21 protein-coding genes are annotated in these 25,290 nt (G+C 62.8%); 8 read left to right on the forward strand and 13 right to left on the reverse strand.

Translation table 11 applies throughout. The features are described 5' to 3' along the window. Positions 1-57: 57 nt before the first annotated feature. Positions 58-1,266 carry a glycosyltransferase family 4 protein gene (locus tag BEN47_RS16635; protein ID WP_070729867.1) on the forward strand — a complete coding sequence of 403 codons (1,209 nt, stop codon included), beginning with the start codon at positions 58-60 and terminating at the stop codon, positions 1,264-1,266. Between the two features lie 115 nt (positions 1,267-1,381). On the opposite strand, the gene nth is transcribed toward BEN47_RS16635, so the two are convergent. From nth to BEN47_RS16650, 4 genes are all read right to left on the reverse strand, one after another. After that, positions 1,382-2,059 carry an endonuclease III gene (gene nth, locus BEN47_RS16640; RefSeq protein WP_070729993.1) on the reverse strand — a complete coding sequence of 226 codons (678 nt, stop codon included), beginning with the start codon at positions 2,057-2,059 and terminating at the stop codon, positions 1,382-1,384. A 230-nt stretch (positions 2,060-2,289) separates the two neighbouring features. Then, positions 2,290-2,520 (reverse strand): hypothetical protein, encoded by a 231-nt coding sequence (locus tag BEN47_RS20455; RefSeq protein WP_239691645.1) that lies wholly within the window; start codon positions 2,518-2,520, stop codon positions 2,290-2,292. Then, positions 2,459-3,094, reverse strand: coding sequence for an RNA polymerase sigma factor (locus BEN47_RS16645; protein ID WP_070729868.1), 636 nt, complete (start codon positions 3,092-3,094; stop codon positions 2,459-2,461). The genes BEN47_RS20455 and BEN47_RS16645 overlap by 62 nt, the downstream gene beginning before the upstream one ends. Before the next feature lie 289 nt (positions 3,095-3,383). Then, positions 3,384-3,788 (reverse strand): hypothetical protein, encoded by a 405-nt coding sequence (locus tag BEN47_RS16650; protein ID WP_070729870.1) that lies wholly within the window; start codon positions 3,786-3,788, stop codon positions 3,384-3,386. Positions 3,789-3,923: 135 nt separating this feature from the next. Here BEN47_RS16650 and BEN47_RS16655 point away from each other — a divergent pair, with 135 nt between their 5' ends. Continuing rightward, the gene (locus BEN47_RS16655; protein ID WP_070729872.1) at positions 3,924-5,201 is read left to right on the forward strand and encodes an MFS transporter; all 1,278 of its coding nucleotides are present in this window, start codon (positions 3,924-3,926) and stop codon (positions 5,199-5,201) included. 37 nt (positions 5,202-5,238) lie between these two features. Here the strand turns inward: BEN47_RS16655 and BEN47_RS16660 are convergent, their stop codons facing one another. The 8 genes from BEN47_RS16660 to BEN47_RS16695 all read right to left on the reverse strand — a co-directional run bounded on the left by BEN47_RS16660 (position 5,239) and on the right by BEN47_RS16695 (position 15,734). Further along, a complete protein-coding gene (locus BEN47_RS16660) occupies positions 5,239-5,898 on the reverse strand; it encodes a nucleotidyltransferase family protein (protein ID WP_070729875.1) in 660 nt (219 codons plus the stop codon). Continuing rightward, entirely contained in the window at positions 5,898-8,231 is a 2,334-nt protein-coding gene (locus BEN47_RS16665) for a xanthine dehydrogenase family protein molybdopterin-binding subunit (protein WP_070729994.1), read from the reverse strand. Before BEN47_RS16665 ends, BEN47_RS16660 begins: the two co-directional genes overlap by 1 nt. A gap of 172 nt (positions 8,232-8,403) precedes the next feature. After that, positions 8,404-9,387 carry an FAD binding domain-containing protein gene (locus BEN47_RS16670; RefSeq protein ID WP_070729877.1) on the reverse strand — a complete coding sequence of 328 codons (984 nt, stop codon included), beginning with the start codon at positions 9,385-9,387 and terminating at the stop codon, positions 8,404-8,406. 9 nt (positions 9,388-9,396) lie between these two features. Further along, positions 9,397-10,035 carry a (2Fe-2S)-binding protein gene (locus tag BEN47_RS16675; RefSeq protein WP_070729879.1) on the reverse strand — a complete coding sequence of 213 codons (639 nt, stop codon included), beginning with the start codon at positions 10,033-10,035 and terminating at the stop codon, positions 9,397-9,399. Positions 10,036-10,203: 168 nt separating this feature from the next. After that, positions 10,204-11,280: a ComEA family DNA-binding protein gene (locus BEN47_RS16680; RefSeq protein WP_070729882.1), complete on the reverse strand. Its 1,077-nt coding sequence runs from the start codon at positions 11,278-11,280 to the stop codon at positions 10,204-10,206. Positions 11,281-11,588: 308 nt separating this feature from the next. After that, on the reverse strand, positions 11,589-13,076 hold the full coding sequence (locus BEN47_RS16685) for an alpha/beta hydrolase family protein (RefSeq protein ID WP_070729884.1): 1,488 nt from the start codon (positions 13,074-13,076) through the stop codon (positions 11,589-11,591). Between the two features lie 226 nt (positions 13,077-13,302). After that, positions 13,303-14,691 (reverse strand): alpha/beta hydrolase family protein, encoded by a 1,389-nt coding sequence (locus BEN47_RS16690; protein ID WP_070729886.1) that lies wholly within the window; start codon positions 14,689-14,691, stop codon positions 13,303-13,305. A 47-nt stretch (positions 14,692-14,738) separates the two neighbouring features. Next, the gene (locus BEN47_RS16695; RefSeq protein WP_070729888.1) at positions 14,739-15,734 is read right to left on the reverse strand and encodes a hypothetical protein; all 996 of its coding nucleotides are present in this window, start codon (positions 15,732-15,734) and stop codon (positions 14,739-14,741) included. A gap of 149 nt (positions 15,735-15,883) precedes the next feature. Here BEN47_RS16695 and uvrA point away from each other — a divergent pair, with 149 nt between their 5' ends. The 6 genes from uvrA to BEN47_RS16725 all read left to right on the forward strand — a co-directional run bounded on the left by uvrA (position 15,884) and on the right by BEN47_RS16725 (position 23,297). Next, entirely contained in the window at positions 15,884-18,724 is a 2,841-nt protein-coding gene (uvrA, locus tag BEN47_RS16700) for an excinuclease ABC subunit UvrA (protein ID WP_070729996.1), read from the forward strand. 160 nt (positions 18,725-18,884) lie between these two features. Continuing rightward, a complete protein-coding gene (locus BEN47_RS16705) occupies positions 18,885-19,766 on the forward strand; it encodes a TspO-related membrane protein (protein WP_070729890.1) in 882 nt (293 codons plus the stop codon). Positions 19,767-19,864: 98 nt separating this feature from the next. Further along, positions 19,865-20,632, forward strand: a complete 768-nt coding sequence (tpiA, locus tag BEN47_RS16710; protein WP_070729891.1) for a triose-phosphate isomerase — start codon at positions 19,865-19,867, stop codon at positions 20,630-20,632. A gap of 81 nt (positions 20,633-20,713) precedes the next feature. Then, positions 20,714-21,100, forward strand: coding sequence for a 7(1) septoil knot domain-containing protein (locus tag BEN47_RS16715; protein WP_239691646.1), 387 nt, complete (start codon positions 20,714-20,716; stop codon positions 21,098-21,100). 89 nt (positions 21,101-21,189) lie between these two features. Beyond that, positions 21,190-21,951 (forward strand): ABC transporter ATP-binding protein, encoded by a 762-nt coding sequence (locus tag BEN47_RS16720; protein ID WP_070729893.1) that lies wholly within the window; start codon positions 21,190-21,192, stop codon positions 21,949-21,951. Further along, complete coding sequence (locus BEN47_RS16725) at positions 21,930-23,297, forward strand: hypothetical protein (protein ID WP_125921737.1); 1,368 nt, start codon at positions 21,930-21,932, stop codon at positions 23,295-23,297. The genes BEN47_RS16720 and BEN47_RS16725 overlap by 22 nt, the downstream gene beginning before the upstream one ends. Before the next feature lie 251 nt (positions 23,298-23,548). Here the strand turns inward: BEN47_RS16725 and BEN47_RS16730 are convergent, their stop codons facing one another. Continuing rightward, complete coding sequence (locus tag BEN47_RS16730; RefSeq protein WP_070729897.1) at positions 23,549-25,183, reverse strand: S8 family serine peptidase; 1,635 nt, start codon at positions 25,181-25,183, stop codon at positions 23,549-23,551. Positions 25,184-25,290 lie beyond the last annotated feature (107 nt).

Here is a 25,290-nt window from a genome sequence, read left to right on the forward strand (position 1 = left end):
TAATCCACAGCTGAAGAATTACTACTCACTGTTAACTACCAACTGATAACTCATTTCATGCACATCGCCGTTTTCAGCCAGTACCACACCAACCCCGACTGTCCGGCCACCAGCCGGCACTACACGCTGCTGGCCCACATTGTCAAAACGCACCGGGTGACGCTGCTGACTACGCCCGCTTGGAAAGGGCAGCGGCTGAACACTGAGTTTCCATGGGTGCCGGCCGGGGTAGAAATTCGCGAAGCCAACATTGCTTATAGCAATAAGATGGGCCCCGCGCGGCGGGCGTTGGCTTTCGCTCAATACGCGGCGTGGGCCGTGCGGGAGGGCCTGCGGATTGACCGGCCGGACGTAATCTGGGGTATCAGCACGCCGCTCACGGCGGCCTGGGCCGCGGCCCAGGTGGCGCGCTGGCGCAAGGTGCCGTGGGTGTTTGAGGTGCAGGATTTGTGGCCTTCGTTTCCCATTGCTATGGGAGCCGTTCCCACGGGACTGGCCCGGCACCAATTATATCAACTCGAAAAGCGGCTTTACCAGAGCGCGCAGCACGTATTGCCGCTTTCGCCGGATATGTCGCGCTACGTAACAGACTTGGGCATTTCGCCTCAAAAAGTGACGACGGTGCTCAACGGTACCGACCTGGAGCTGGCCGCCCGGGCTACTTCGCAGGCTGTGGCAGTGCTACGGCAAGCGCAGGGCTTGGCAGGCCAGCGGGTGATACTCTACGCGGGCACCTTTGGGCGGGCCAATGACATTCCGACGCTGGTAGCCGCTGCCGAAACCATGGCCGCGACTAATTCGGGCGCGGTGTGGTTGTTTCTGGGCCACGGCTTTTTTGAGCCACTGATAGCGGCAGCGGCGGCCCGCTGGCCGGGGCGCATTCGGCTGGTGGGAGGGCAGGCCCGGCACGAGGTATTTAGTTGGTTTGCGCTGGCCGATGTATCGGTGGTATCGTTCCTGAGCCTGCCCGTGCTCGATTCCAACTCACCGGCCAAGCTGTATGATTCGCTGGCAGTGGGCACGCCGGTGGTGGTGACCAATCAGGGCTGGACCAAGGCCTTGGTGGAGCAGCACGGCTGCGGCTGGTACGTGCCCGCTGGCGCCCCCGGGGCGTTAACCGCAAAACTGCAGGAGCTGCTGGCCCAGCCAGCGGTACTAGCCACCGCCGGCGCGGACGGCCGGCGCCTCGCAGCCGCAGAATTTGACCGGCAACGGCTGGCCCAACAAGTCCAGCAGCTGTTGGAGGCTGCTGCCCGGAAAGCATAAAGCCTTACGGGTACGTTACATTGTAACATGCAACGTTTTATACCCGGCAGTGCCGGGCTTATGCCGCGTTGTGCCACGAGCTGCGCGAACAAAACCGTAACGGGCCCCGCGGTGCTTATTTGGTGGGAATGGGCTTGGAAGCCAGTGCCTTGCCGAATTGCTTTGCAAAGTAGGCGCAGCTGGGCGCCAGCGGGCAGATGCCGCACTTCGGCGTGCGGGCCACGCAGATGTAGCGGCCGTGCAAAATGAGCCAATGGTGCGCTTTGTTTACCAGCTCCTGCGGAATGTGCCGCACCAGGGCTTTCTCCACTGCCAGGGGCGTGGTAGCGGTTTTGGGCACGAGGCCGATGCGGTGCGATACCCGAAACACATGCGTATCCACGGCCATGGCGGGCTGGTTGTAGATAACGGAGGCCACTACATTGGCCGTTTTGCGGCCTACACCGGGCAGGCGCTGCAGCTCCTCAATCTGACTGGGCACTTCACCGCCGAAATCCTCAGTGAGCATGCGGCCCAGGCCGGCGAGGTGCTTGGCTTTGTTGTTGGGGTAGGAGACGCTGCGGATGAAGGGAAAGATTTCTTCGGCGGCGGCGGCGCCCAGGTGCGCGGCCGTGGGGAACTCCTCCAACAGCCCGGGCATCACGAGGTTCACGCGCTTGTCGGTGCACTGCGCGCTGAGCACCACGGCCACAATCAGTTCGTAGGGGCTGCGATAGGCCAGCTCGGTTTTGGGCTCCGGAAAGTGGGTGGTGAAGTAGTCGAGGAAGTGCTGGAATCGGTCGGCGCGGCGCATGACGGGGGAAGCTATTGAAAACAACAGCCCAAAGAACGTGATGCTCAACAAGACCGTGGGTGAAAGTAGAACGTCATGCTGAGTTGCCGAAGCATCTTTACCGCAGTAGTAAATGAATTACTCTCGCGGTAGAGATGCTTCGGCAAGCTCAGCATGACGTTCTGTTGACTTGAGGGGTGCTCAAGTCTTGCGGCGCGGGCGGAACACGAGCGGCAGGAAGATGTGAAAAGCTAGTAATTGACTAAGAAGGTGCGCGAATAGCGCAAAATGACCTCGGAGGTTTGGGTCCGGGGCTCGCAGCGTACGCCGTCGAGAGCCCGCTGGGCCAAAAGAAGGTCGGCGCACGTGGAAGCCAATTCCGGGTCGTGCTGCAAAACCTCCTCTACCTCGCGCTGCCTTTCAAGAGGCAATTCGTTGTACACGTACTGGAGCAGTGTCGAATAGGGTAAGGTTTGAATCATAATAAACGGAGTTAGTGGTCATTTTCTTCCGCAGATTAATCAGCGCGTAGCGCATCCGGCCCAGGGCCGTGTTGATGCTCACGCCGGTTGCATCGGCTATTTCCTGGAAGCTCATATCGCCGTAATGGCGCATGAGCAGCACTTCTTTTTGGGCAGCAGGCAGTTCCTGAATTAACGCCCGAAGGCGCGCGTGGGTTTCCTCCCGGGCCAGGATATCGTCCGGGCCGTCGTCGGCGATGGTGAGCGTATTGGCCAGCCGGTCGTTGTCGGTGAGACTTACGTGGGGCACGCGCTTGCCCCGGCGAAACGAGTCAATGGCCAGGTTGTGGGCAATGCGGCAAATCCACGGCGCAAACTTGCCTTCTTCGTTGTAACGGCCACTTTTTAGGGTGTGAATGGCCTTGATGAACGTATCCTGTAGCAGGTCTTCGGCCACGTCTTCATCGCGCACGATGAGCAGTATAGTGGTGTAGGCACGGCTCCGGTGCCGCTCCAAAAGGATGGCAAAGGCGGATTCCTGGCCAGCCAGGTAGAGCGAGATGAGCGCGGAGTCGCTAGGTTGCAAGTGGTCCATAAAGGGCTACGGATGAAGAGAACGTAGAGCTTTAGGCCAATAGTATGCAGTTACCTGAAAAATATGAGAAGCGACGAACAGTCGGGCTTTTTTACCCGCTAGAATCGGACCAAATGTAGAGCGACGAAATGCACATCCGCAATAGCAAGAGAATAAAAAAGGCCAAAATCTTTTCTTTTTATGCAAGCAACCTTCTCCTGAAGTTGGTGTAGGGCATTTTTTGCATCAAAATTCGTCTTCGGCTTTTGCTGGAATAGTTGCAGCCGGTGCATTTTTTACTGCCTTTGTTTCAAGCGGCCAGCCAATCGTAAGCGGCGGCCTCGTCGGTGAAAAGGGCGGTGCTGTAGCCGTGGCGGGCCTGGCTAGCGGTGGCAATGGCGGCTACGGAGCTATCTGACTGCTCCTGAAGGGCGCGCATGGGCGAAACCAGGAACGCAATGCGAACGGGCTGGGCGTAGCGTTGTGGGAGTTTGGGAAAGAAGTCGGCGTTTATCCAGGCCGCAAGCTCGGTGCTGGTGAGCTCCTCGCGGCGGCGCAGGTCCAGGAGCCAGCGCGAGCACTGCTGGACGTCGGCGGCGTCGAGAATGGCAAAGTAGCCCGCCCGTAACTCGGAATCGGTGATTTCGCGCTGCCACCGGGCGACAACGGCGGGCAGGTCGGGACGGGGCGTTATTTCTAGGCCAAAAACTACCATAAGCCGAACGCAGCAAAACAACGTGGGAAGCGGGCTGCAATGTAGGTTAAAGTTGTGGTCTGCCGCAACCGGCACCGTGAGCGCGCCTACCTTTGGGGCCAGCCGCCGCACGGGCGGTTTTTGTGCGTTTGCCCTATGCTACTTCCCGTTGCCCACGACCCTTACGCGGCCCTGCGGCTGCCTGATTTTCGCCGCTTACTCTCGGCCCGGGTCCTCTACATCGTGGCCAGCCAGATTCAGGGCGTGGTGGTGGGCTGGCAGATTTACGAGCTGACCAACAACCCGCTGGCGCTGGGCCTCATCGGGCTGGCCGAAGCCATTCCGAGCATCACCGTGTCGCTGTACGCCGGGCACGTGGCGGATTCGGTGCCGCGCAAGAAAATCATCGTGCCGGCCATGGTGGTACTTTTCCTGTGCTCGCTCAGCCTGTACTTGCTCACCAAGCCGGTGGGCATGGCCTTTTTTGCTAATAAGCAGGTGCTGGCGTTTCCGCTGTACGTGGCCATGCTGTACGTGGTGCTGTTTGTGAGCGGCATTGCGCGGGGGTTTATGGGGCCGGCGCTGTTCTCGTTTATGCCCCAGCTGCTGCCCAACCGCAGCTTTCTCTCCAATGCCGTGACGTGGAATTCCACCAGCTGGCAGGCGTCGGCGGTGCTGGGCCCGGCTATTGGCGGGCTGCTGTTTGCGCAGCTGGGCAAGGGCTTCGCCTACGGCGTCGATGCGGTGCTGATGTTCACCTCGCTGCTGCTGTTTGCCAGCATTGCCGGCCGTGAGCTGCCGGAGCGGGAGGGCGCGCGCCTCAACCTGAGGGAAAGCGTGCTGAGCGGCGTCAAGTTCATCTTTAACAACCAGATAGTGCTGGCGGCGCTGTCGCTCGATTTGTTTGCAGTGCTCTTTGGCGGAGCGGTGGCGCTGCTGCCCATCTTCGCCAAGGATATTCTGCAAACCGGGCCCGATGGCCTGGGCTACCTGCGGGCCGCCCCGGCCGTGGGCTCGGTACTGATGGCCGTGTGGCTCACGTACTCGCCGCTGCGGCGCCGTGCGGGCCGCAAGCTGCTGTGGGCGGTGGCGGGTTTCGGGCTGGCCACCATCGGGTTTGCTTTATCGAAAAGCTTTGCGCTGTCGCTGTTTCTGCTGTTCCTGACGGGGGTATTCGATTCGGTGTCGGTTATCGTGCGCTCCACGCTCATTCATACCTACACGCCGGAGTACATGAAGGGCCGCGTGTCGGCGGTGAACAACATTTTCATTGGTTCCAGCAATGAGATTGGGGCCTTCGAGAGCGGCGCCGCGGCCAAGCTGATGGGCACGGTGACGTCCGTAGTTTTCGGCGGGATAATGACGCTGGTGGTGGTGGCCGTCACGGCCTGGCGGGCCGACAAGCTGCGGGAGCTAGAGACGGGCACGAAGTAGCATGTGAGTAGTGCGGTTTGCCACTACGCAGCTTGGGTTAGCTAATGCGGTCAGCGGGAGGGCTTTGCTCCGCCAGGAGGGCGGCGTATTGTTCCGGCGTGTCCACGTCCAGCAGGCCTTCGGGGAATGAGATGCGGCCTACGGCTGCGCCCAGCTCCGCAATGAGGCGGTTGGCGCCCTGTGCGCCCTGCAAACGGTGCAGCGCGGGGAGCAGGGACTGGTCGAAAACGGCCGGTACGCCCAGCGTATTGCCATAGGCAGCGGCCACGATGGGCGCCTGGCTTTGCCGTTGCAACGCCAGCAATTGCAGCAGCAACTCGGGCGTGACCAGCGGCTGGTCGCTGAGCATGATGAGGAAGCCCGTGGGCCGGGCCGCCGCCACTGCCGCCAAGCCCGCTTGGAGGGATGAAGCCATGCCGCTTTGCCAATCGGGGTTGTGCACCACCCGAAAAGGCAGGTCTGCTACTTCAGCAGCCAGGGCTTCGTGAAGCGCGCCCGTTACCAGCACCAGCGGGCCGCAGCCGGTGGCCACGGCGGTTTCGGCGGCGTGGCGCAGCAGGGTGCGGCCGCGGTAGGGCAGTAGCTGCTTGGGCCGGCCCATGCGGGTGGAGGCCCCGGCGGCCAGCAACAGCAGCGCCACCGCCCCGGACGAATCCGGAACGGTGGCGCTAGCTTCTTGCGTTGGTAATGTGGACATTACACCGCTTTAGTGCCGAGAATCTTATCCGGCGTAATGGGCAGCTCGCGCACGCGCTTGCCGGTGGCGTGGAACACGGCATTGGCCACGGCGGCCGATACGCCCACCATCGAAATTTCGCCGATGCCCTTCACGCCCATGGCGTTGATGTAGGGGTCGTGCTCCTCGATGAATTCCACGGTCATGTCCGGGATGTCGGCGTTCACGGGAATGTGGTAGTCGGCCAGCGAGGCATTGGTGTAGCGGGCCAGGTTCTGGTCGCGCACGGTGCCTTCCATCAGAGCCGCGCCGATGCCGAAAATGCTGCCGCCGATAATCTGGCTGCGGGCGGTTTTGGCGTTCAGAATACGGCCCGCTCCGTGCACGCTCACCCAGCGCGTGACGCGCACGGTGCCGAGGTCGGGGTCGACCTGCACTTCGCAGAAATGCGCCCCGAAGGAGTGCATGGAGTGGTGGGCGGCTTCGTCCTTTTTGGCCGGGTCGGCGTTGGCGGCGGCCTGGGCGTCTTCGTAGCCGCTGCCGTAGCGGCCCTGGCCGTTGCCTTCCACGTCGGCCATGTCGGCGCGCTTCATGAGGGCCGCGAAGCCTTCACCTTTTTTTGGGTTGGCTTTCAATTGCAAGCGGCCGGCTTTGGCTTCCACATCGGTGAGCTTGGCTCGGTAGAGGGGCGACTTTTTATCGAGCACCGCCACCTTGATGAGCTTCTGCCACAAATCCTGCACGGCCATGTACACCGACGATGACACCGTGCCCGCCGCCACCGAACCGCCCGAGTTGGGGGCCGTGGGCAGCTTGGTATCACCCAGCTCGAAGCGAACTTTTTCCACCGGCAGGCCCAGGGCCTCGGCGGCTACTTGGGTCATCACGGTGTAGGTGCCGGTGCCGAGGTCGGTGGCTCCGGACTGCACCACGGCGTGGCCGTCGGCGTAGAGGCGGGCGCGGGCCATTCCCTGCGAGTTGTGCACCGGGTAGCTAGCCGTGGCCATGCCCCAGCCCACCAGCAGGCGGCCGTTGCGGGTGGCTCCGGCTTTGGGGTTGCGCTTGCTCCAGCCAAACAGCTCGGCCCCGCGGGCGTAGCATTGCCGCAGGCTCTTACTGCTCCACGGCTGGCCGGTGCTGGGGTCTTTTTCGGCGTAATTGCGCAGGCGGATTTCAATGGGGTCGATGCCCAACTGATAGGCCAAATCATCCATCGAGCTTTCGAGGGCGAACGAACCTGGGGCCTCGCCGGGGGCGCGGGTAAAAGTCGACGTCATCACATTGGCTCGGGCCAACTGGTACGAGGCCTCGAAGTTGGGGCACTCGTAGAGCATGTTGACAATTTTGCTGTTGGACTCCGCGTAGTTGTCCCAGGGCGACGTGGTGGAGGTTTTTTCGTGAATGAGGGCGGTGAGCTTGCCGTCGTTCGTGGCGCCCAGGCGCAGGGTCTGGGTCTGGTCTTCGCGGTGGCCCATGCTCGTAAACATCTGGGGGCGGGTGAGGGACAGCTTCACCGGCCGGCCTACGAATTTGGCGGCCTGCACCGTGAGCACGGTGTGCGGCCAGCACGAGCCCTTGCAGCCGAAGCCGCCACCGAGGTACTTCGTCACCACCCGCACCTGCTCAGCCGAGAGGCCCAGCATGGTGCTCAGTGCCTTTTGCGTGCGCGTAACGCCCTGGGTCGACTCATACACCGTGAGGCGGTCGGGCGCTTCCCAGTGGGCGGTAGTCGCGCCGGGCTCCATCGGGTTGTGGTGGTTGATGGCGTGGGTGTACTTGTGCGTGAGCTGGATGGGAGCCGCCGCGAAAGCCGTCTGCGCGTTGCCCCGCACGACGTGGGCCTGGGTTTTGCCGTCCTGAATTTTAGTAGGGTCGAACAGCTGCGCCTTGGGGTCTTCGTAGGAAGCCAGCGGTTTCTCAGCGGCTACCTGCACGCGCAGCAGCGCGGCGGCGTATTGGGCGCGCTCCAGCGTATCGGCCACGATTACAGCCACGGGCTGGCCGGCGTAGTGAATCCGGTCATCGGTGAGGGGCAGGTAGCCCATGGGCGCGCCAATGGCCTTTTTGCCTTCGGCATCGTTGGGCGTTTTGGCCAGCTTGGGAATGTTTTGGTGGGTGATGATGGCCAGTACGCCCGGCTGCTTCAGGGCGGCCGTGGTGTCGAAACCCGTGATGCGGCCCTTGGCCACGTCGCTGGTTTTGAGCACGGCGTGCACCAGGCCCGGCAGGTTGTTGAACTCGGCTGAATATTTGGCCCGGCCCATCACCTTGTCCCGGCCGTCCACGCGGTTCAGCGGCTGCCCCACCACGCCGGCAGTAGGGTTGGTTTCGAAGAATTTCGGTTCGGTATCCATAGGAATGTTCTGGAGCGTAACGAGTTGCAAAACGAACGTCATGCTGAGCGTAGTCGAAGCATCTCGCGTGCAGTCACTAATCAATGACGTGCCAACGATTGGGTTACAAAACCCACGCGAGATGCTTCGGCTGCGCTCAGCATGACGTTCTCACGGCCTTTTTCTCTCAATGCTACCCGGCCACTTTCATCAAAGCCTGTACCAGCGTGTTCTGTGCCAGCTCCACCTTGAAGCGGTTGTCGTCACGCGGCTGGGCGCCGCGCAGGGCGGCAGCGGCGGCGGCCCGGAACGTGGCTTCCGTGGCGGGGGCGCCGGTCAGCACTTTCTCGGCTTCGGGGCTGCGCCAGGGCTTGGTGCCCACGCCGCCCAGCGCCACCCGCGCCGAGCGAATGGTGCCGCCCTGCACATCGAGCCCCACCGCGGCCGAGGCAAGGGCGTAGGCGTAGCTGGCGCGCTCCCGCACTTTGAGATAGGTAGAGCGGCGGGCGTGAGCGGCGGCTGGAATGGTCACGGCCACAATCAGCTCGCCGGGCTCCAGCACGGTTTCGCGCTGGGGCGTTTTGCCGGGGAGTACGTAGAACTCCGTCACGGGCACGCGGCGCTGCTTGCCTTTGGCGTTCTCCAGGGTCAGCACCGCATCCAGCGCGGCCAGGGCCACCGACAGGTCGCCGGGGTAAGCGGTGGCAATGCATGCCTCACTGGTGCCCAGAATGGCGAGGTTGTGGTTGTCGCCCGCTATGGCCGGGCAGCCCGAGCCGGGCACTCGCTTGTTGCACGGAAAGGCCGCGTCGCGAAAGTAGCCGCAGCGGGTGCGCTGCAGAATATTGCCCCCGATGCTGGCCATGTTGCGCAGCTGGGGCGAGGCCGCCAGCAGCAGCGACTCCGACACGGCCGGGTACTGTTGCAGCACCAGCGGGTGCTCGCCCACGTCGCTCATGCGCTCCATGGCCCCGATGCGCAGCCCGTCGCTGGTCTGCTCAATGCCTTTGAAGGGCAGCAAGTTGATGTCGACCAGCTGGGGGTGTTCCTCCAGGTGGGCCTTCATCAGGTCGAGCAGCGTGGTGCCGCCGGCGATGTACGCCGCCTGGGGCGTGGCCTGCCGGATGCCGGTGGCTTCTTTGGCCGAATTGGCCTGGATGTAGCTAAAGTTGTTCATGGCGAGGACCTAGGACTTGAAACCGCTTTTCTCGACCTGCCGAATGGCCGCCACAATGTTGGGATAGGCCCCGCAACGACAGAGGTTGCCGCTCATCCATTCGCGGATGTCGCCGTCGGTTTTGGCGTGTCCTTCTTTCAGGCAGGCCACGCCCGACATGAGCTGGCCCGGCGTGCAATAGCCGCACTGGAAACCGTCGTTGTCGATAAAAGCCTGCTGCAGCGGGTGCAGCTCTTCGCCATTGGCCAGACCTTCCACGGTGGTTATTTCCTTGCCCTGGGCCATTACGGCCAGGGTGAGGCAGCTGTTTACGCTGCGGCCGTCTACCAGCACGGTGCAGGCGCCGCACTGGCCGTGGTCGCAGCCCTTTTTAGAGCCCGTGAGGTCCAGCTGTTCGCGCAACGCGTCGAGCAGCGATACCCGGGGCTCGGCCTGGATGGTGCGCACGGCGCCGTTCACTTTGAGCCGCATTTCCGTCACGCCTTCCACTTTTTTCGAGATGGCCGTCAGGCGCTCGGCCTGGCTGATGAGCGGCGGCGCCAGGGCCAACCCCAGAAAACCGGTGGCTTGCTTGATGAAGGAACGGCGGCCGTCGTGGTTGGGGCCGTTCGGCAGCGCGGCCGGGTCGGGCGTGGAGTGGTCAGTCATGGCGAGGAAAAATCAGGACGGAAGGTAAGTCGTCAACCGCTGGCACGGGCAGTTGGTTAGGGGCCGCCCGCGCGGTGCGCTTGCTTGTCCTAAAGTTAACTCTGTAGTACGATTCGACTAAACCCAAAAGTTGCCTTTGTGCCGAATCTTGTACTTACAAGCGGCGCTTTACTCGCAGCGCACGTAGGGCCGCATTTTCTCCCAGTCCTCCGCCTTCAGAATCGGTATTTGCTTCAGGTCTTCCACCTGCTTAAACGGCCCATGCTGCTGCCGGTAGGCCACAATGATGCGCGCCCGCGGCTTACCGATGTACGGGTGCAGGTATAGCTCATCAAACGAAGCCGTGTTCACGTTCACCAGCCTGGGCGCGAAGCCTGCTGCCACGAAGGTGTATTTTTTGAGGCTGTCGCGCAGGTCCGGGGCATCGCGCAGCACAAACACCTCATTCAGCTGGTCTTCGTGCAGGTAGCCGCCCAGCTGGTTGCGGTAGCGCACCACCCACTTGGCGCGGCCCGCCCCAATGCCGCGAATCTGCATCAGCTGCGTGGTATCGGCGGTGTTCAGGTCGAAGGGTTTGAGGTTGCGCGGCTTGCTTGGGAACTTGCCTGGCGTGGCAGCAGAAGCCGCGAAGGGCGGGTACTTGCCATCGGGCCCCGGCTGGTTGGCGGCGTACGCCGGGCGCTCGCCGCGTGGGGGGGCTTCGTCGGGCAGCTGCATAAAGGGCGCCAGCCGCTGGTACACGGCCGCGTCCAAGCCGTACATTTTCTTTACCTGAGCCTTGGCCTTGAAGCCCCCGGCGGCCTCCCGGTATTTCACGATGCGGCCGGCCACGAAGTGCGGCACGCCGCGTGCTTCCCAGTCCTCGGCGCTTAGCGCGTTGGGGTCGAAGGGAGCGAGGCGCACCTGGGCCACGGCGGGGTAGCGGGAAGCGCCGCCGTCGCGCCTGGCGTCCGTTTTGTAGCTCCGCTTGGGATAGCGGGAGGCGTAGGTGTTGTCGGTGGTGCGGTGCTCTTTTAGAGAGGCCACCAGGTTATCGAGGCCTTTTTGGTCGGCCTGGGGCAGGTACTGGGGCCGTTCGGGGCGGAGCAGCATGGGGGCCACTATGGCTACGAGCATGAGCAGCAGCAGGCCCGCCATGCCTTTGGCCTCGCTTCGGGAGTAGCCCATGTAGCGGCGCACCCAGCGCATGGGCGCCGAATTTTCCCAATTCCAGCGGGCCTGCGGCGGAGGTGGCGAAGCAGCCATGGACAGAGGAGCTCCAACAAGTGTTGGAAAATGATAGAGGGAAGGAGTGCAGCGACCACCAACCAGCCCAGGTGTAGCTGCTTGGCACCGAGCAAGTATAAGCATAAACCCGCCCACGCGCCGGCCTGGTAGAATGGCAATGCCTCAAACACGCTTTAAGAGCTTATCCGACGAGGCCCTGTCGTGCTGAGCGCAGCGCAGCATCCTATCAGGGTAGAACCAGTCGTTCAGCGGCGATAGGGTGCTGCGCTGCGCTCAGCACGACAGGGCCTCGTCGACACTGAGGCTGCCTGTCCCAGGCCGCGTCGCTAGCCCCGCAGCCTGGACAGGCCGGCAAGCTTGTTCTGCTTGGTCGGTGTGGCGGGCCGGGACGGTACAGCGGGCGATGCCGTGCTGGGCACCTTGGTTTTTACCGCCACCCAGGTGTAAATTTTGTTGAGGGCGATGGGCGAAAACGTGGGTTGCTGCACCCCGTTCACCATTGGCCATTCGGCCGGTGCCGGCTGAAACAGGTGGTTGACGCCCTTGAGCTGGTAGGACGAAACCGAGCGGCGGGCGCCCTGCAACGCGCGCCGCAACGGGGCGAGGTTGCGCCGGGCCGACACCTGCATGTCGGCCGTGCCGTTGAGCAGCAGCACGGGGCACTGCACCTTGCCCAACTGGGGCTGGGGGTTGAAATCGAAGAAATAACGCGACCAGGGCGTGGTGAGCTGGGCGGCGCGGGCCCGGGCCATGGAGGCGTCGATGCCGGTGTTGGCACTGGTGAGCAGGGAAACGACCTTGGCGCGGGCGGCGGTGTTGTCTGGCGTCTGGCGAATGGCCGTGACGGTACGGTGGTACACGTCCTGGGCGGCTTTCACTTCCAGGGCATCGGCCCCGGTCAGGCGCATTATTTCAAGCTGCTGGCGCAGCATCGTATCGTAGCCCGGCACGCCGTAGCCCGCCAGCGACACCACAAAAGCCGGCGCCCGGTCCGGCCCGGTGGCGGCCAGCAAGGCCACATTGGCGCCTTCGCCGTGCCCGAGCAGGCCCACGTGCTGCGCGGCAACCAAAGGCCGCGTTCGCAGATAAGCCAGGGCGGCCTGGGCATCGGTCACAAAGTCGGCGGTGGTGGCGGTGGCAAAGGTGCCGCCCGATTTGCCCACGCCGCGGTCGTCGAAGCGCAGCACGGCCACGCCGTGGCGGGTGAGGTAGTCGGCCAGTTGGGCAAACATGCGGTAGCCCGTCACGTCCACGTCGCGATTTTGCGGGCCGAGGTCGGAGAGGAGTACCACGGCCGGAAACGGACCTTCGCCGGCCGGCACCGTGAGCGTGCCGCCCAGGCGCTGCTTGGTGGCCGGGTTCTGGAACACAACTTCGCTTTCGCGGTAGGGCGGGGCCGGGCGGAAGAGCGCGGCCGCCACGGCTTTGGCCGCCACGGCCCGCTGCAGAACCATGGGCGTTTTCACGCCCGCCTGCGTCCAGACGCCGCTGAATTTGGCGCCGTTATTCAGCACCTTGCCCACGAAACTGCTGCCGGCCTGGTCCATGCGCAGCTTGATTTCGGTGCCTTTCAGCTCCACGGTCACGGGCATGCGGCTGATGCGCTGCTGCGGCGCATCGAGGGCACCGTAGTACGTGCCGTTGGTGAGCGGCACGATGGTGACGATGACGTCTATCTGGCCGCCCAGTAATTTCAGGGGGCCTTTCCATTGGCCGCTGAGGGGAGCGGGAGCCACGTAGGCTCCGGCAGTGGCCGGCGAAAAATTCGCTGCGAATAGAATAAGAGAAAGAGCAGGCAGTAAAAATTTAATCATTGAATAAAACAAATTAAACTGATAAAACCTGACCTTCAACCGTAATCAGAGGTGAAAAGTACAACAAATGAAGTAGCCTGCAAATAGGAGTTTGAATCTGTTCCGGGCTTCATTATAAAATAAAAGCACATGGCCGGTCTGCGGGGCCAAGGTGGCATAGTTGAATTTCTGGGGTTGATGCGGAGGGCGAAATGTAAGCGCTAACACAGTGTCGGGTGGGCGTGTCCTACTTCTTCGTGTGCTGCGTCAGCCAGTCGCCGATAACCGTGAGCACGGCCGGGCTCATGGTCTCCTCCAGGGTGCCGTATTCGTTGGGGCCGCCCGTGGCTGCAGTCTGAAAAAGATGGTTGAGGCCGGACAGTTCCTTTATGGTCACGTCGCGGTTGCCACCCGCTTTGAGGGCAGCAGCGGTGGCCGCCAAATTCGGCGTGGCAATTACCTGAACGTCTTTACTGCCGCCCACAGCCAGTACCGGGCAGCGCACGCGGGCCAGGGATTTGGCCGGTCGGTCGGCAAGAATGGCGCGGTAGTCAGCCGATGTCATGGCGGCGAAGCTCGGCGCTAGCTCGGCGGCCTTGCGCGCGTCGCCGGTGGGGTTGTAGAGCGCCAGGAGCTGCGCGGTAGCCTGGGCGTTGTCGGCGGTTTTCTGAATAATCTGGGTCATGGCCCGCTGCACTTTTTCGGTGGCAGCCAGCTGGGCGGCATCGGCGGTTTGCAGGCGGGCGAGGGCCACGGACTGCTGCACCAGCATCTCGTCGCCGGGCAGGGCGGGCGAGGCCAGCAGCACCAGAAAGTCGGGCCCGTTGAGTTGGATGGCGGCGCCCACGGCGGCCGTGCCGCCCTGGCTGTGCCCGAGCAGGCCCACCTGGTTTTTGCGGATGCCCGGCTGGGCACGCAGCCACGCCAGCGCGGCCTGGGCGTCGGCGGTGTAGTCGGCGCTGGTGGTGCCGGCCAGCGTGCCGCCCGACTGGCCCACGCCGCGGTCATCGAAGCGCAGCACGGCAATGCCCTGGCGGGTGAGGTAGTCGGCCAGCACGGCGAAGGGCTTGTGGCCGGTAATGGTTTCGTCGCGGTCCTGCGGACCCGAGCCGGTGAGCAGCACCACCGCCGCAAACGGGCCCATGTCGGCGGGCACGGTGTAGGTGCCGGCCAGTGTCACGTTGGCCTTTTCGTTTTTAAACGTGACATCGGCCGACTGATACGGAAAGGGCGGCTGCGGCGTCTGGCGGCGTGGCGCGGGCTTGCCCGTGGCTCCGTTGCGGCTGAGCAGGAGGGGAAACACCCGCAGGCCCTGCTGCCATTCGCCCGCCAGCTGCTGGCCATCGGCCGAGCGGCGGCCGGCAAACCGGGCGGCCGGCTGGGCAATGCTCAGGTACACGCTGTCGGAAGGGGCAGTGAAGCGCATGGCCATGCCCTGCACCTTTTGCGCCGGAATGTCGAGCGTGGCCGTGCGCGGCCCGGCGGCCGGGTCGGCGAGGTGCATGGTGAACTCAATGGGGCCGAGCGAGCCACTCCAGTCGCCGCTGAGGCTGGGTAGCGGGGCCGTTTGGGCGTGGGCGGTGCTGGCACCGGCCAGCAGTGCGGCAGCCAGGAGAAGCCGGGTAGCAGTTTTCATGAAAAAAGGAAAGGGAGAGGAAGGAAATCCTGGGTCAATCGCAACGCTCAAAAAGCGACAGCGACAGTAGTGGCCTGGTGACTCTGTGGAATCTGCTTGGCGACGTATATGGCGTTGGCGATGCAGTCAACAGCGCTGTAGTGAGTTCCGACGAATATTGGTTTGCCTTGGTAAGAAGCTTTCGTGCTGGAGCTTCTTGCTGGCTTAAGACTTGAGAAAAGAAAGCGCGTTTTGCCTGCTTTGTCTGGTAGGGGAATTGCCAAACGTTGGTTGTCCTGCATTACCAAATGACAAACCTCCAAGAGAATGTCTTTCCATGTGTTGATGTCCTTCACCGTGCCGTTGGACAGGCGCAGCTGTTTGGGCTTTTGGCCGGGCAGCAAGGAAGCCAGCTGCAGTTGCGTCAACTCAATGAATGTGGCAGCAGAGGCCGCCTGTTTCTTTGGCGATGCGGGTTGTTTGCGCACTTTGGCAGACGGGTGCTTTGGTATTACCCGCAGTTCAGCCGCTTGCTTCTGAATTGTGGGCTTGGGTGCTGTGAAAGGGAGGCCGTGCCCGCTCTGCGCTGCATCAAGCCAGTGAACAAGCTGCAAAGCGCAGCCGATAATATCATCATTCAATAAATTGAACTGAGAGCCTGCAATGGAATTGCCCGGTCTGAATTCAGTATAGAAGTGCCAGGTGATGCCATCGGTCACCACCACTTTCAGTACTCCGAAGCCAAAGGCATAACTCAACAGCTGCTGCACGACGCTAAATTTCTCCAGATTCGAACCCAGGCATTTGGCTTCCAGCAGCAGGTCGATTTTACCGTTGGAATCGTGCAGAGCGTAGTCTGCCCGCCACGTGGTGTTAATGGTTTTTTCGGGTTCTACCAGCTGCACGTTGCTGGTATCCCAACCCAGGGCCCGCAGGACCGGGTCGATAAGGGCAGCGCGGGTTGCGGCTTCGTTTTTATGCAGAATGCTGGCATTGGCTGCGGCGCTCGCCGCCACGTTTTTCAATACTTGGTAGAGGGTGCCGAGCAGACTGGAAATAGACATGGGGCAGCGTAGGGCGAAGTGCAGCGCAATGTTAGCTACTGAAACGACATTGCGCAGTGCGCTTCGCCCTACCCACGGCCGTACCTTCGCAGCCGTAGCAACTACCCGTGGCCGAAACCTTCCGGCCCGGTTTCGCTGTTAGTTCGTTTATGCCCAAAAAAGACGCTTTGCAAGTTTCGGCCCCCGCCGACAACGCCATTGACCACCTCGACCCGCGCGAATTCATCCTCATCAAAAATGCCCGGGTTCACAACCTTAAAAACCTCAGCGTGGCCCTGCCGCGCAACCAGTTCATCGTCGTCACGGGCCTGAGCGGCTCGGGCAAATCCAGCCTGGCCTTCGATACGTTGTATGCTGAAGGCCAGCGCATGTACGTGGAAAGCCTGAGCAGCTACGCTCGCCAGTTCCTGGGCCGCATGGACAAGCCCGACGTGGACTACATCCGGGGCATCTCGCCGGCCATTGCCATCGAGCAGAAGGTGAGCATCAAGAACAACCGTTCGACGGTGGGCACCAGCACCGAGATTTACGACTACCTCAAGCTGCTGTTTGCGCGGGTGGGCCGCACGTTTTCGCCCGTGAGCGGCGAGCAGGTGCGCAAGGACAACGTGGCCGACGTGGTGGATTTTCTGGCCGCGCAGCCCGAGGGCACCAAGGCCATGATTCTGGCCCCGCTGTTCCGCACCGACCCCACCCGGGCCATGAGCAAGGAGCTGGATTTGCTGCTGCAAAAAGGCTACAGCCGCGTGGTGGTGGGCGGCGTCACGTCGCAGATTGAGGACCTGATAGGGGAGGGCCAGCCCGAGGTGAAGGGCGAAGTATACATCATGGTGGACCGCGCCGTGCTGCGGCCCGACGACGAAGACCTGCTGTTCCGCCTCTCGGATTCGGTGCAGACGGCCTTTTTCGAAGGCCACGGCAGCTGCGTGCTGCGCCTGAACGAGGACGAGTCGCGCACCTTCTCCGACAAGTTTGAGTTGGACGACATCGTATTTGAGGAGCCGAGCGTCAATTTCTTCTCCTTCAACAACCCCTACGGCGCCTGCCAGACCTGCGAGGGCTTCGGCTCGGTGCTGGGCATTGATGAGGACCTGGTGATTCCGGACAAGAGCCTGACGGTGTACGAGGGCGCGATTGCGCCGTGGCGCACCGAAAAGCAGGGCGAGTGGCTGAAGCCGCTGCTGAAAAACGGCATCCGCTTCGATTTCCCCATTCACCGCCCCTACAACGAGCTCAGCGAAGCCGAGCAACGCCTGCTTTGGACTGGAAACAAGCACTTCGACGGGCTGGATAAGTACTTTAAGTGGGTGAGCGAGCAGACCCACAAAATCCAGTACCGTGTGCTGCAGAGCCGCTACCGGGGCCGCACCACCTGCCCCGACTGCCGCGGCACCCGTCTGCGCAAGGACGCCCAGTACGTGCGCATCGCCGACAAGAACATTGCCGACATCGTGCTGCTGCCCATCTCCGACGCCCTCACGTTCTTCCAGAACATGAGCCTGAGCGAGCACGACGCCAAAGTGGCCGAGCGCCTCGTAACGGAAATCACCAACCGCCTCGGTTACCTCAACCGCGTGGGCTTGGGTTACCTGACCCTGAACCGTCTGAGCAACACGCTGAGCGGCGGCGAAAGCCAGCGCATTTCGCTGGCCACCTCGCTGGGTTCGGCTCTGGTGGGCTCCATGTACGTGCTCGATGAGCCCAGCATCGGCCTGCACCCCAAGGATGCCGAGCAGCTCATTGGCGTGCTGCGCTCCCTGCAGCAGCTCGGCAATACCGTGGTGGTGGTGGAGCACGAGGAGAAGATGATGGAGGCGGCCGACCAGATTATCGACATCGGCCCCGAAGCCGGCAGCGGCGGTGGCAATCTCATGTTTCAGGGCACCATGGCCGAGCTGCTGCAGGACACCAGCACCTATACCGGCCAGTACCTGAGCGGACGCATGGAAGTGGCCGTGCCCGCTGTGCGCCGCCCCTGGCGCAATGCCCTGGAGCTGACCGGAGCCCGCGAAAACAACCTCAAAAACGTGAGCGTGAAGCTGCCGCTGGGCGTGATGACGGTGGTAACCGGCGTATCTGGCTCGGGCAAGTCCACGCTCATCAAGCGCATTCTGGCTCCGGCCCTGATGAAAATGCTGGGCGGCGGCGCGGGCGAAAGCACCGGCAAGTTCGACCGCCTCACGGGCGTGAACGGGCAGGTATCGCATGTGGAGTTTGTGGACCAGAACCCCATCGGCAAATCGTCGCGCTCCAACCCGGTGACCTACGTGAAGGCCTACGACGCCATCCGGACGCTGTTTTCGGAGCAGCCGCTGGCCAAAGCGCGCGGCCTGAAGCCCTCACACTTCAGCTTCAACGTGGACGGTGGGCGCTGCGAAGTGTGCCAGGGCGAGGGCCAGGTGAAAATCGAAATGCAGTTCATGGCCGATATCTACCTGACCTGCGAGGGCTGCAGTGGCCGTAAGTTCAAGCAGGACATTCTGGAGATAAAATTCCAGGACAAGGGCATCGACGAAGTGCTGGAGCTGACCGTGTCCGACGCCGTACAGTTCTTTAAAAGTCAGCCCAAAGTCGCCGAGCGACTCAAGCCGCTCGAAGACGTGGGCCTGGGCTACATCCGCCTCGGCCAGTCGGCCAACACGCTCAGCGGTGGCGAGGCCCAGCGCGTGAAGCTGGCCAGTTTCCTCACCAAAGGCGCCACGCTGCAGCAGGATAAAATCCTGTTCATCTTCGACGAGCCCAGCACCGGCCTGCACTTTCACGACATTGCCAAGCTGCTCACGGCTTTGAACGCGCTGATTGAGCAAGGCAATTCCGTGCTCATCATCGAGCACAACGTCGACATCATCAAGTGCGCCGACTGGCTCATCGACCTCGGCCCGGAAGGCGGCCTCAACGGCGGCCACCTGCTCTTTGAAGGCACGCCGGAAGACCTGGTGAAACTGAAAGACACCAACCACACCGCGCGGTTTTTGGCCGATAAGGTGTAACGTTGCAGCCCCACCCGCCAGGCGGTAGGCCGCGGATGGGTGGGGGCGGTCCCAGCAATGCTTTGTTACCCTGCTTATTTGCGTGGGCAAATCAGCATTGATTCGCCCTAATCCAAGCCTTATATTGATACGTAGGTGGCTCACCTACCTCCTCTTAAGTATGCCGACTACCGCCCACTACCCCGATAACTACGCTGCTCCCGACACTTCAGCAGTAGGCTGGCTGTGGCGCTGGCTGACAGCGGCGTCCATTTTCGGCAATATTTTTCTCAACTATTATTCAAATACGCGGCCGTTCAATGGGCAGACCATGGGGGAGGTTTCGGCCCGCTACCCCACGCTGCTCACGCCGGCGGGCTACGCTTTCAGCATTTGGGGGCTGATTTTTCTGGGGTTGGCGGTGTACGCGGTGTGGCAGCTGCTGCCGGCGCAGAGCAGGCTGTCGCTGCCCACCGCCCTTGCTAAGCCGCTGACCCTGGCCAACGTCGCCACGGCGGGCTGGGTTGTGCTGTTTGCCTACGAAGAGATTTTGCCCAGCGTGGGCCTCATGGTGCTGATTCTGGCTTTGCTGATGGTGGTGTACGGGCGGGCCCGGCGGCGCATTTTTGTTGATGCTGCGCCAGCCTGGGTCGGTGTGCCGTTTTCCCTGTTTATGGGCTGGATTTCGGTAGCTTCGGTGATTAACATCACCATTGGGCTGCGCGAGCTGGGCTGGCAAACCGCCGACGGCATGTCCATAACGCTCACGCTGGGCTTGCTGGCGGTGGTGGTGGCGCTGGGCTTGTTCATTAGCCGCGTCTTTCGCGATATGGTGTACCCGCTGGTGCTGGCGTGGGCGCTGGTAGCCATTTGGGTGGTGCGCTTGCGCGAAGTGCCCGAGCTGGGCTGGGCCGCGCTGGCCGGCGCCGTCATTGTGGCGGTGCTGGGCATCGTGTTTTCGCGGCAGGGCGGCCGCAAGACCCCGTGGCAGATACGCGACGAAGCCGCCGCCGCCCGTGAGGCCGAGATAGCCGCTTCCCGCTCCATGAGCGCGGGCGAATAGCCTCCGTGCGACGGCCCCGGTGGCGATTGGGCGCGCCGGTGCCGCTGGTCCTGCTAGCTTTGTGCCTTTGAACTTCACGTGCACCGCACCCACAGCTTATGCGCCAAAACCTTATTGCCGGCAACTGGAAAATGAATCTGACTTACCCCGAAGCCATGGCTTTGGTGGGTGAAATCTCCACGTTGGCCAGCGCCAGTCCAGCTGGTGCTGCTTTGCCCGAAGTCGTTATCTGCCCGCCCTTTCCGGTGCTGCACGGCGTGGGCCAGGCGTTGCCGCAGGGCGGCAAGTTCCACCTCGGCGCCCAGAACTGCCACCAGAAGGAAAGCGGAGCGTTCACGGGCGAGGTGTCGGCGAAGCTTCTGGCTTCGGTGGGCTGCGAATACGTTATTCTGGGCCACTCGGAACGCCGCCAGTACTTCCGCGAAGACGACGAGCTGCTGAGCCAGAAGCTGAAAGCCGCGCTGGTCGCCGGCCTGAAGCCGATTTTTTGCGTGGGCGAGTCGCTGGACACCCGCGAAGCCGACGAAACCTTCGATTACATCGGCAAGCAGCTCACCGACGGCCTGTTTCATCTCAGCAACGAGGAGTTTGACCAGGTGACGGTGGCCTACGAGCCCATCTGGGCCATTGGCACGGGGCGCACGGCTACCAGCGCCCAGGCCCAGGAAGTGCACGCTTTCATCCGCGAGCGAATTGCCCGGGCCTACGACGGCAAAACCGCCCTCGACACCACCATTCTATACGGCGGCTCGGCCAACGCCCAGAACGCGCGGGAGCTTTTCGCGCAGCCCGACGTTGACGGCGGACTCATTGGCGGCGCCTCGCTGAAAGCGGCCGACTTTATGGCCATTATTCAGTCCTTCTAATTCGGGTCTGGCACCGTTGTTGGAGGCCGACACAGGCTGGCGGTCTTGTGCCGCCTCACGCAGAAACTTGTTGCTCTAGCCATGTTTTTCTCCTTGTTGCTCACGGCCTGGCTGGCCACGGCGCCGGGTGGCCCCACGGCCTCCCTGCCACTTGCCGCTCCCAACCACGCCCTCCGGACGGGGCCGTTGGAACCGTGCAAAATATACGGCTCGGTGTACCTCGAAACCGACCCCGGCCGCCGCAGCTACTGCTACGGCACGGTGTACGTGGAGCCGGAAGAGGCATTTGCCGACGTCGTGGTTTTCAAGGAAGACAACAAGCTGTTTGCGGACAAAGCCGGCCTGTGGGCCGATGCCCCGGCCCGCGACTTTGCCGACTACGTGCTGCTGGTGACCACCGACCGGAGCCGGGCCGACTTTGCCATTCACTACACCAAAGTGCGCTCCTTTGCCGGCTGCAAAAAGTAATAAATAGCCTGCGAAAAGCGCGGCGTTGCGCGCGTTTCTGCCGAACTTGCCACCCTACCCGGGGTGGCATTTTTGCTGCCCGAAATCTGATGGAACTCGAACTTCGGAACCTGACCAAGTCCTTTGGTCCCAAACACGTGCTGCGCGACGTGTCCCTGACCGCGCACACCGGCTACTGCGTGGGCGTGCTGGGCCGCAACGGCGCCGGCAAAAGCACCCTTTTCAATCTGCTCACTAACGTGCTGCTGCCCACCAGTGGCGCCATCGTGCTCGACGGCCTGCCCTTGGGCGAAACCTTTCCCGTGGGCGTGAAGCGGCGAATGGGCGCCCTTGTCAACCAGGCGTACCTGGTGGAGCAGCTCACGCCCGAGGAGTACCTGCAGTTTGTGGCCCGCATCTACGACCTGCCCGATGCCCAGCCGCGCATCGAGAGCCTGCTGGCGCATTTGCTGGAGGATTACGACACCGTGCGCCGCAAGCGCCTCAGCTCGTTCTCGACCGGCATGAAGCAGAAAGTAGCCATTGCTTCCTGCTTGCTGCACCGCCCCGAGCTGCTGGTGCTGGACGAGCCATTCAACGGCCTCGACGTGTTTTCGGCCGATAGCGTGCTGGCGCTGCTCAACAGCTACCGGCCGCAGGCCCTCACGTTTGTGTCGTCGCACAACTTAGCCCACATCGAAAAAGTAGCCACCCACCTGCTCGTTATCGATGATAGCGAGGTGAAGTACTGGGGTACCATGGCCGACTTTCTGCAGGGCCAGGGCGCCTTGCTGGGCGATGCCCTGCTTCGGCTCATCAACCCGGCCACCACCACCGCTCAGGACTTGACATGGCTGACTACGCAATGCTAGGGCACTTTCTGCCATACCTGCTGGGCCGGCGGCTGCGTGCCGTGGTGTGGCCCGATGCCACGGGCGAGCGGGTGGGCGTCGTGGCGCTGCTCGTGTTCATGGCGGGCTATGGCGCGGGGTTTGGCCTGCTGCTCAGCCACCGCGACTCAGATGGTATCAGCGAGATGCTGCCCGAGCTGCTGGTGGTGCTCAACGCCGCTTGGCTGGTCTCGGCGCTGCTCGTGGACTTTGTGCCCACGCTGCGCCCCGTGACGCGGCCGCTGCCCGAGCATTTCCCGGTGTCGGCGCGCCAGAACGTGGTCACGGCCTTTCTGCTGGATTTAATCTCGCTGCGGCGTCTGCTCATTGCAGTTTTTCTGCTGGCTGCGCTGGTGGTGGCGCCCCGGCACGGGCTGGTACCGGGCTTTAGCCTGCTGCTGGTGCTGGCCGGGGCAGTGCTCAGCTTCAACGTGCGCCTGCTGGGAGCCCTGCGGCGCTGGCGGCACCCGCTGCTGCTGGCCCACGCCGCCACCCTGGCCCTGATGGTGTGGTGGATACTTCACCCCGCGCAGCCCTACTACACCGCGCTGGGCGTGGCCATGGCGCTGCTGCCCTGCGCCCTGTGGGCGACGCAGCTCTACTGGGTGGCGCCGTCCTTCAGCGCCCGCTACCTGCCCGCCGACCCGGCCCACGCCGCCGGCCGGGCGCTGGACCGGCTGCCCCTCGAATGGAAAGTATACACCCGCAAAGCCTGGCTGTCGCTGCTCATGGGCCTGGTCATAAAGGTGCTGCTGGTGGGCGCGTCCGGGCTGTTTTTTGTTAAAAACGGCAAGCTGACCAGCCAGGGCTTTTTTTACGTGGCCTTTCTGCCCGTGGTGGGCTTTACTTATGCCAACAACAACCTGTTTGGCTTCCTGGGGGACATGGCGGCCAATGAATTGCAGCGCCTGGGGCTGACCTCGCGCCTGCTGGTGCTCTATGCCCGGGTGGTGGGCCCGGTGGTACTGGTCGACTGCCTGCTGTCGGCCGTGCTGGTGCTGGCGCTGTTTCCGCCCTCGTTGTGGCACCTGCTGGGGCTGCTGCCGCTAAGCGCCGCCGGGCTGGCCGCCATCGGGTTGTGGGGTAGTCTGTACAAGGCCAAGCAGGTGGTGAAAACCGTGGATTTTGCCAACATGCGCAACAACGTTTCCAGCCTGATGAGCCTGTTTTCTGCCGGCTTCGCGGCGGTGCTTTACTTTGTGCCGTGGTGGTGGCTGCGCGTGCTGCTGGCCGGGCTGGTCACCGTATCGGCGGTGTGGCCGCTGCGGGCCGTGCTGGCCAACGAGGGCGGGCTGCGCCGCCGCCTATGGCACGGCATCGGTGCCTGAGCCGCGGCAGCAGTGTGACGCTGGTGCGACTGAAGTAATCTTTGCCGTCCTGCTTCAGTAAGAACGTCATGCTGAGCTTGTCGAAGTATCTCTACCGCGCAAGTAATCAAGTTTACTACTGCGGTAGAGATGCTTCGACAAGCTCAGCATGACGTTCTTTTTTGCTACGGTTAATCTTGCGCGACTGCTTCAACACGCAAAAAGCCCTCTCATGCGGAATGAGAGGGCTTGCAAAGGATTGATTCAATGCGCTATTCTATGATGAGCTGGCGGCCTGTGCCGGCCACTGTCAGCCAGTAGGCGCCGGGGGGCAGGGCCAGCGGCAGTTGCACGGTGGCAGTCGCCAGCGCCTGACGATACACCAGTTGGCCGAGGCTGTTGAACAGCTGCACGTCGCGGTGCAGCAAGCGGGCATCGGTGGTCGTCACCGTGAGCTGGTTGCGGGCCGGGTTGGGGAACACCTGCAGCGCCGAAGCCGGTACCTGCGGGCGGGCCGTGCCCGTAACAACCGAGGTGAGGGCCCGGGCCGCATTTACGCGCCCAAACCCGTAGTACTGGTCCCAGCCGGCCAGGTCTTCGGTCGGTTTGCCCACCCGGTCGTCGGCCGTGGCCTGCAAGGTGGTTTTTACCTGGGTGGCGGTGAGCTGGGGCCGCAGCGTGAGCAGCAGCGACACCAGGCCGGCCACGTGCGGCGTGGCCTGCGACGTGCCGCCCCAGTAGCTGCCGTAGTTGGTGTTGGAGAGGTGGTTGAGGCCGTAGATATAGTTGCCGGGGGCCACCACCGACAGGTGTGCGCCGTAGTTGCTGCCGCTGCTGCCACTCCAGAAGAACGGGCTGCTGCGCGCATCGTTGGGGTCGGTGGAGCCCACGGCCACCACGCCGGTTAGGGCCGCGGGGTAGTAGGGCGTGCTGGTGTTGGTGTTCATCATGCACGCCACCACCACCACGCCCCGTTGGGCGGCATAGTCCACGGCATCCTGCGTGGCCTGGGAGGCAGAAAGCCCGCCCAGCGACATGTTGATTACCCGGGCCCCGTTGTTGACGGCGTAGTAAATGGCGCTGGTCCACCACGAATAAAAGCCATTGTTCCTAGCGTCCAACCCTTTGCAGACCATGAGTTTGCAGGCCCAGTTCACGCCGGCGTAGCCCACGGCGTTGTTGCCCGAAGCACCCACAATGCCCGTCACGTTGGTGCCGTGGCCGTGGTCGTCGGTGGGGTCGTTGTTATTGTTGGCAAAATTCCAGCCGCGCACGTCGTCGATGTAGCCGTTGCCGTCATCGTCGAGGCCATTGCCGGCTATCTCCTGGCGATTGCGCCAGATGCGCTGGGCAAATTCCGGGTGGTCGAGCTTGCAGCCGCTGTCGATGATGGCCACCGTCACCGACGAGTCGCCGCGCGTGATGGCCCAGCCGTCTTCCATGGCAATATCGGCCCCGGCCCGCGCCGCCGACAGGCTGAACGTGCCGGTGTTTTTCAGGCTCCACTGCCGGTTGTACAGGGCATCGTTTGGCACGACGCCCTGTACCCCGCCGCCCTCGCCGGCCGCATCCAGCTCCACGTAGCGGAACAGGCCGCTTTGCTGGTAGTCGCGCATGGCCTGTTGGGCGTCGGCTCCGGCGGGCAGGGAAATCAGGTACATGGCCGGCGCGGCCGTGGTGCGCTGCTGCGGCCGGCCGGGGTTCAGCGGCTGGGCCAGCTTTGCGCCGTGGCGGCGGTTGAGGCGCTCCAGCGCCTGCGTTTTGGCAGCCAGCACTGCCGGTGAGGCCGTGGGCGAGAGGTCGTCGTTGAGCCGGACAATTAGGCGGGTTGCCGAAGCAGGGGTCTGGCCCTGCGCAGGCGCGCTCAAGGCAGCCAGCAGGGCGAGGGTTGCGTAAAGTTGTTTCAAGCTAGAAAGGAGTAGAAGATGGTATCGGGGTTCAGCTCACGCCACCGGGTTGAAGACTTAAATATACACTCCGGACTATGTGCTGCGCCAAATGCTGCAGCCGTACC

Origin of the sequence: Hymenobacter lapidarius (genome assembly GCF_001816145.1) — a bacterium.
GTDB lineage: Bacteria > Bacteroidota > Bacteroidia > Cytophagales > Hymenobacteraceae > Hymenobacter > Hymenobacter lapidarius.

What these genes read in the sequence shown, in the direction of transcription:
- BEN47_RS16680 (WP_070729882.1), bottom strand. Translation starts at nt 11,280, where the DNA reads ATGGCTGCTTCGCCACCTCCGCCGCAGGCCCGCTGGAATTGGGAAAAT.
- BEN47_RS16715 (WP_239691646.1), top strand. Translation starts at nt 20,714, where the DNA reads ATGTTTTTCTCCTTGTTGCTCACGGCCTGGCTGGCCACGGCGCCGGGT.
- tpiA (WP_070729891.1), top strand. Translation starts at nt 19,865, where the DNA reads ATGCGCCAAAACCTTATTGCCGGCAACTGGAAAATGAATCTGACTTAC.
- BEN47_RS16645 (WP_070729868.1), bottom strand. Translation starts at nt 3,094, where the DNA reads ATGGACCACTTGCAACCTAGCGACTCCGCGCTCATCTCGCTCTACCTG.
- nth (WP_070729993.1), bottom strand. Translation starts at nt 2,059, where the DNA reads ATGCGCCGCGCCGACCGATTCCAGCACTTCCTCGACTACTTCACCACC.
- BEN47_RS16720 (WP_070729893.1), top strand. Translation starts at nt 21,190, where the DNA reads ATGGAACTCGAACTTCGGAACCTGACCAAGTCCTTTGGTCCCAAACAC.
- BEN47_RS16695 (WP_070729888.1), bottom strand. Translation starts at nt 15,734, where the DNA reads ATGTCTATTTCCAGTCTGCTCGGCACCCTCTACCAAGTATTGAAAAAC.
- BEN47_RS16655 (WP_070729872.1), top strand. Translation starts at nt 3,924, where the DNA reads ATGCTACTTCCCGTTGCCCACGACCCTTACGCGGCCCTGCGGCTGCCT.
- BEN47_RS16670 (WP_070729877.1), bottom strand. Translation starts at nt 9,387, where the DNA reads ATGAACAACTTTAGCTACATCCAGGCCAATTCGGCCAAAGAAGCCACC.
- BEN47_RS16635 (WP_070729867.1), top strand. Translation starts at nt 58, where the DNA reads ATGCACATCGCCGTTTTCAGCCAGTACCACACCAACCCCGACTGTCCG.
- BEN47_RS16650 (WP_070729870.1), bottom strand. Translation starts at nt 3,788, where the DNA reads ATGGTAGTTTTTGGCCTAGAAATAACGCCCCGTCCCGACCTGCCCGCC.
- uvrA (WP_070729996.1), top strand. Translation starts at nt 15,884, where the DNA reads ATGCCCAAAAAAGACGCTTTGCAAGTTTCGGCCCCCGCCGACAACGCC.
- BEN47_RS16725 (WP_125921737.1), top strand. Translation starts at nt 21,930, where the DNA reads ATGGCTGACTACGCAATGCTAGGGCACTTTCTGCCATACCTGCTGGGC.
- BEN47_RS16690 (WP_070729886.1), bottom strand. Translation starts at nt 14,691, where the DNA reads ATGAAAACTGCTACCCGGCTTCTCCTGGCTGCCGCACTGCTGGCCGGT.
- BEN47_RS16665 (WP_070729994.1), bottom strand. Translation starts at nt 8,231, where the DNA reads ATGGATACCGAACCGAAATTCTTCGAAACCAACCCTACTGCCGGCGTG.
- BEN47_RS16675 (WP_070729879.1), bottom strand. Translation starts at nt 10,035, where the DNA reads ATGACTGACCACTCCACGCCCGACCCGGCCGCGCTGCCGAACGGCCCC.
- BEN47_RS20455 (WP_239691645.1), bottom strand. Translation starts at nt 2,520, where the DNA reads ATGATTCAAACCTTACCCTATTCGACACTGCTCCAGTACGTGTACAAC.
- BEN47_RS16705 (WP_070729890.1), top strand. Translation starts at nt 18,885, where the DNA reads ATGCCGACTACCGCCCACTACCCCGATAACTACGCTGCTCCCGACACT.
- BEN47_RS16660 (WP_070729875.1), bottom strand. Translation starts at nt 5,898, where the DNA reads ATGTCCACATTACCAACGCAAGAAGCTAGCGCCACCGTTCCGGATTCG.
- BEN47_RS16685 (WP_070729884.1), bottom strand. Translation starts at nt 13,076, where the DNA reads ATGATTAAATTTTTACTGCCTGCTCTTTCTCTTATTCTATTCGCAGCG.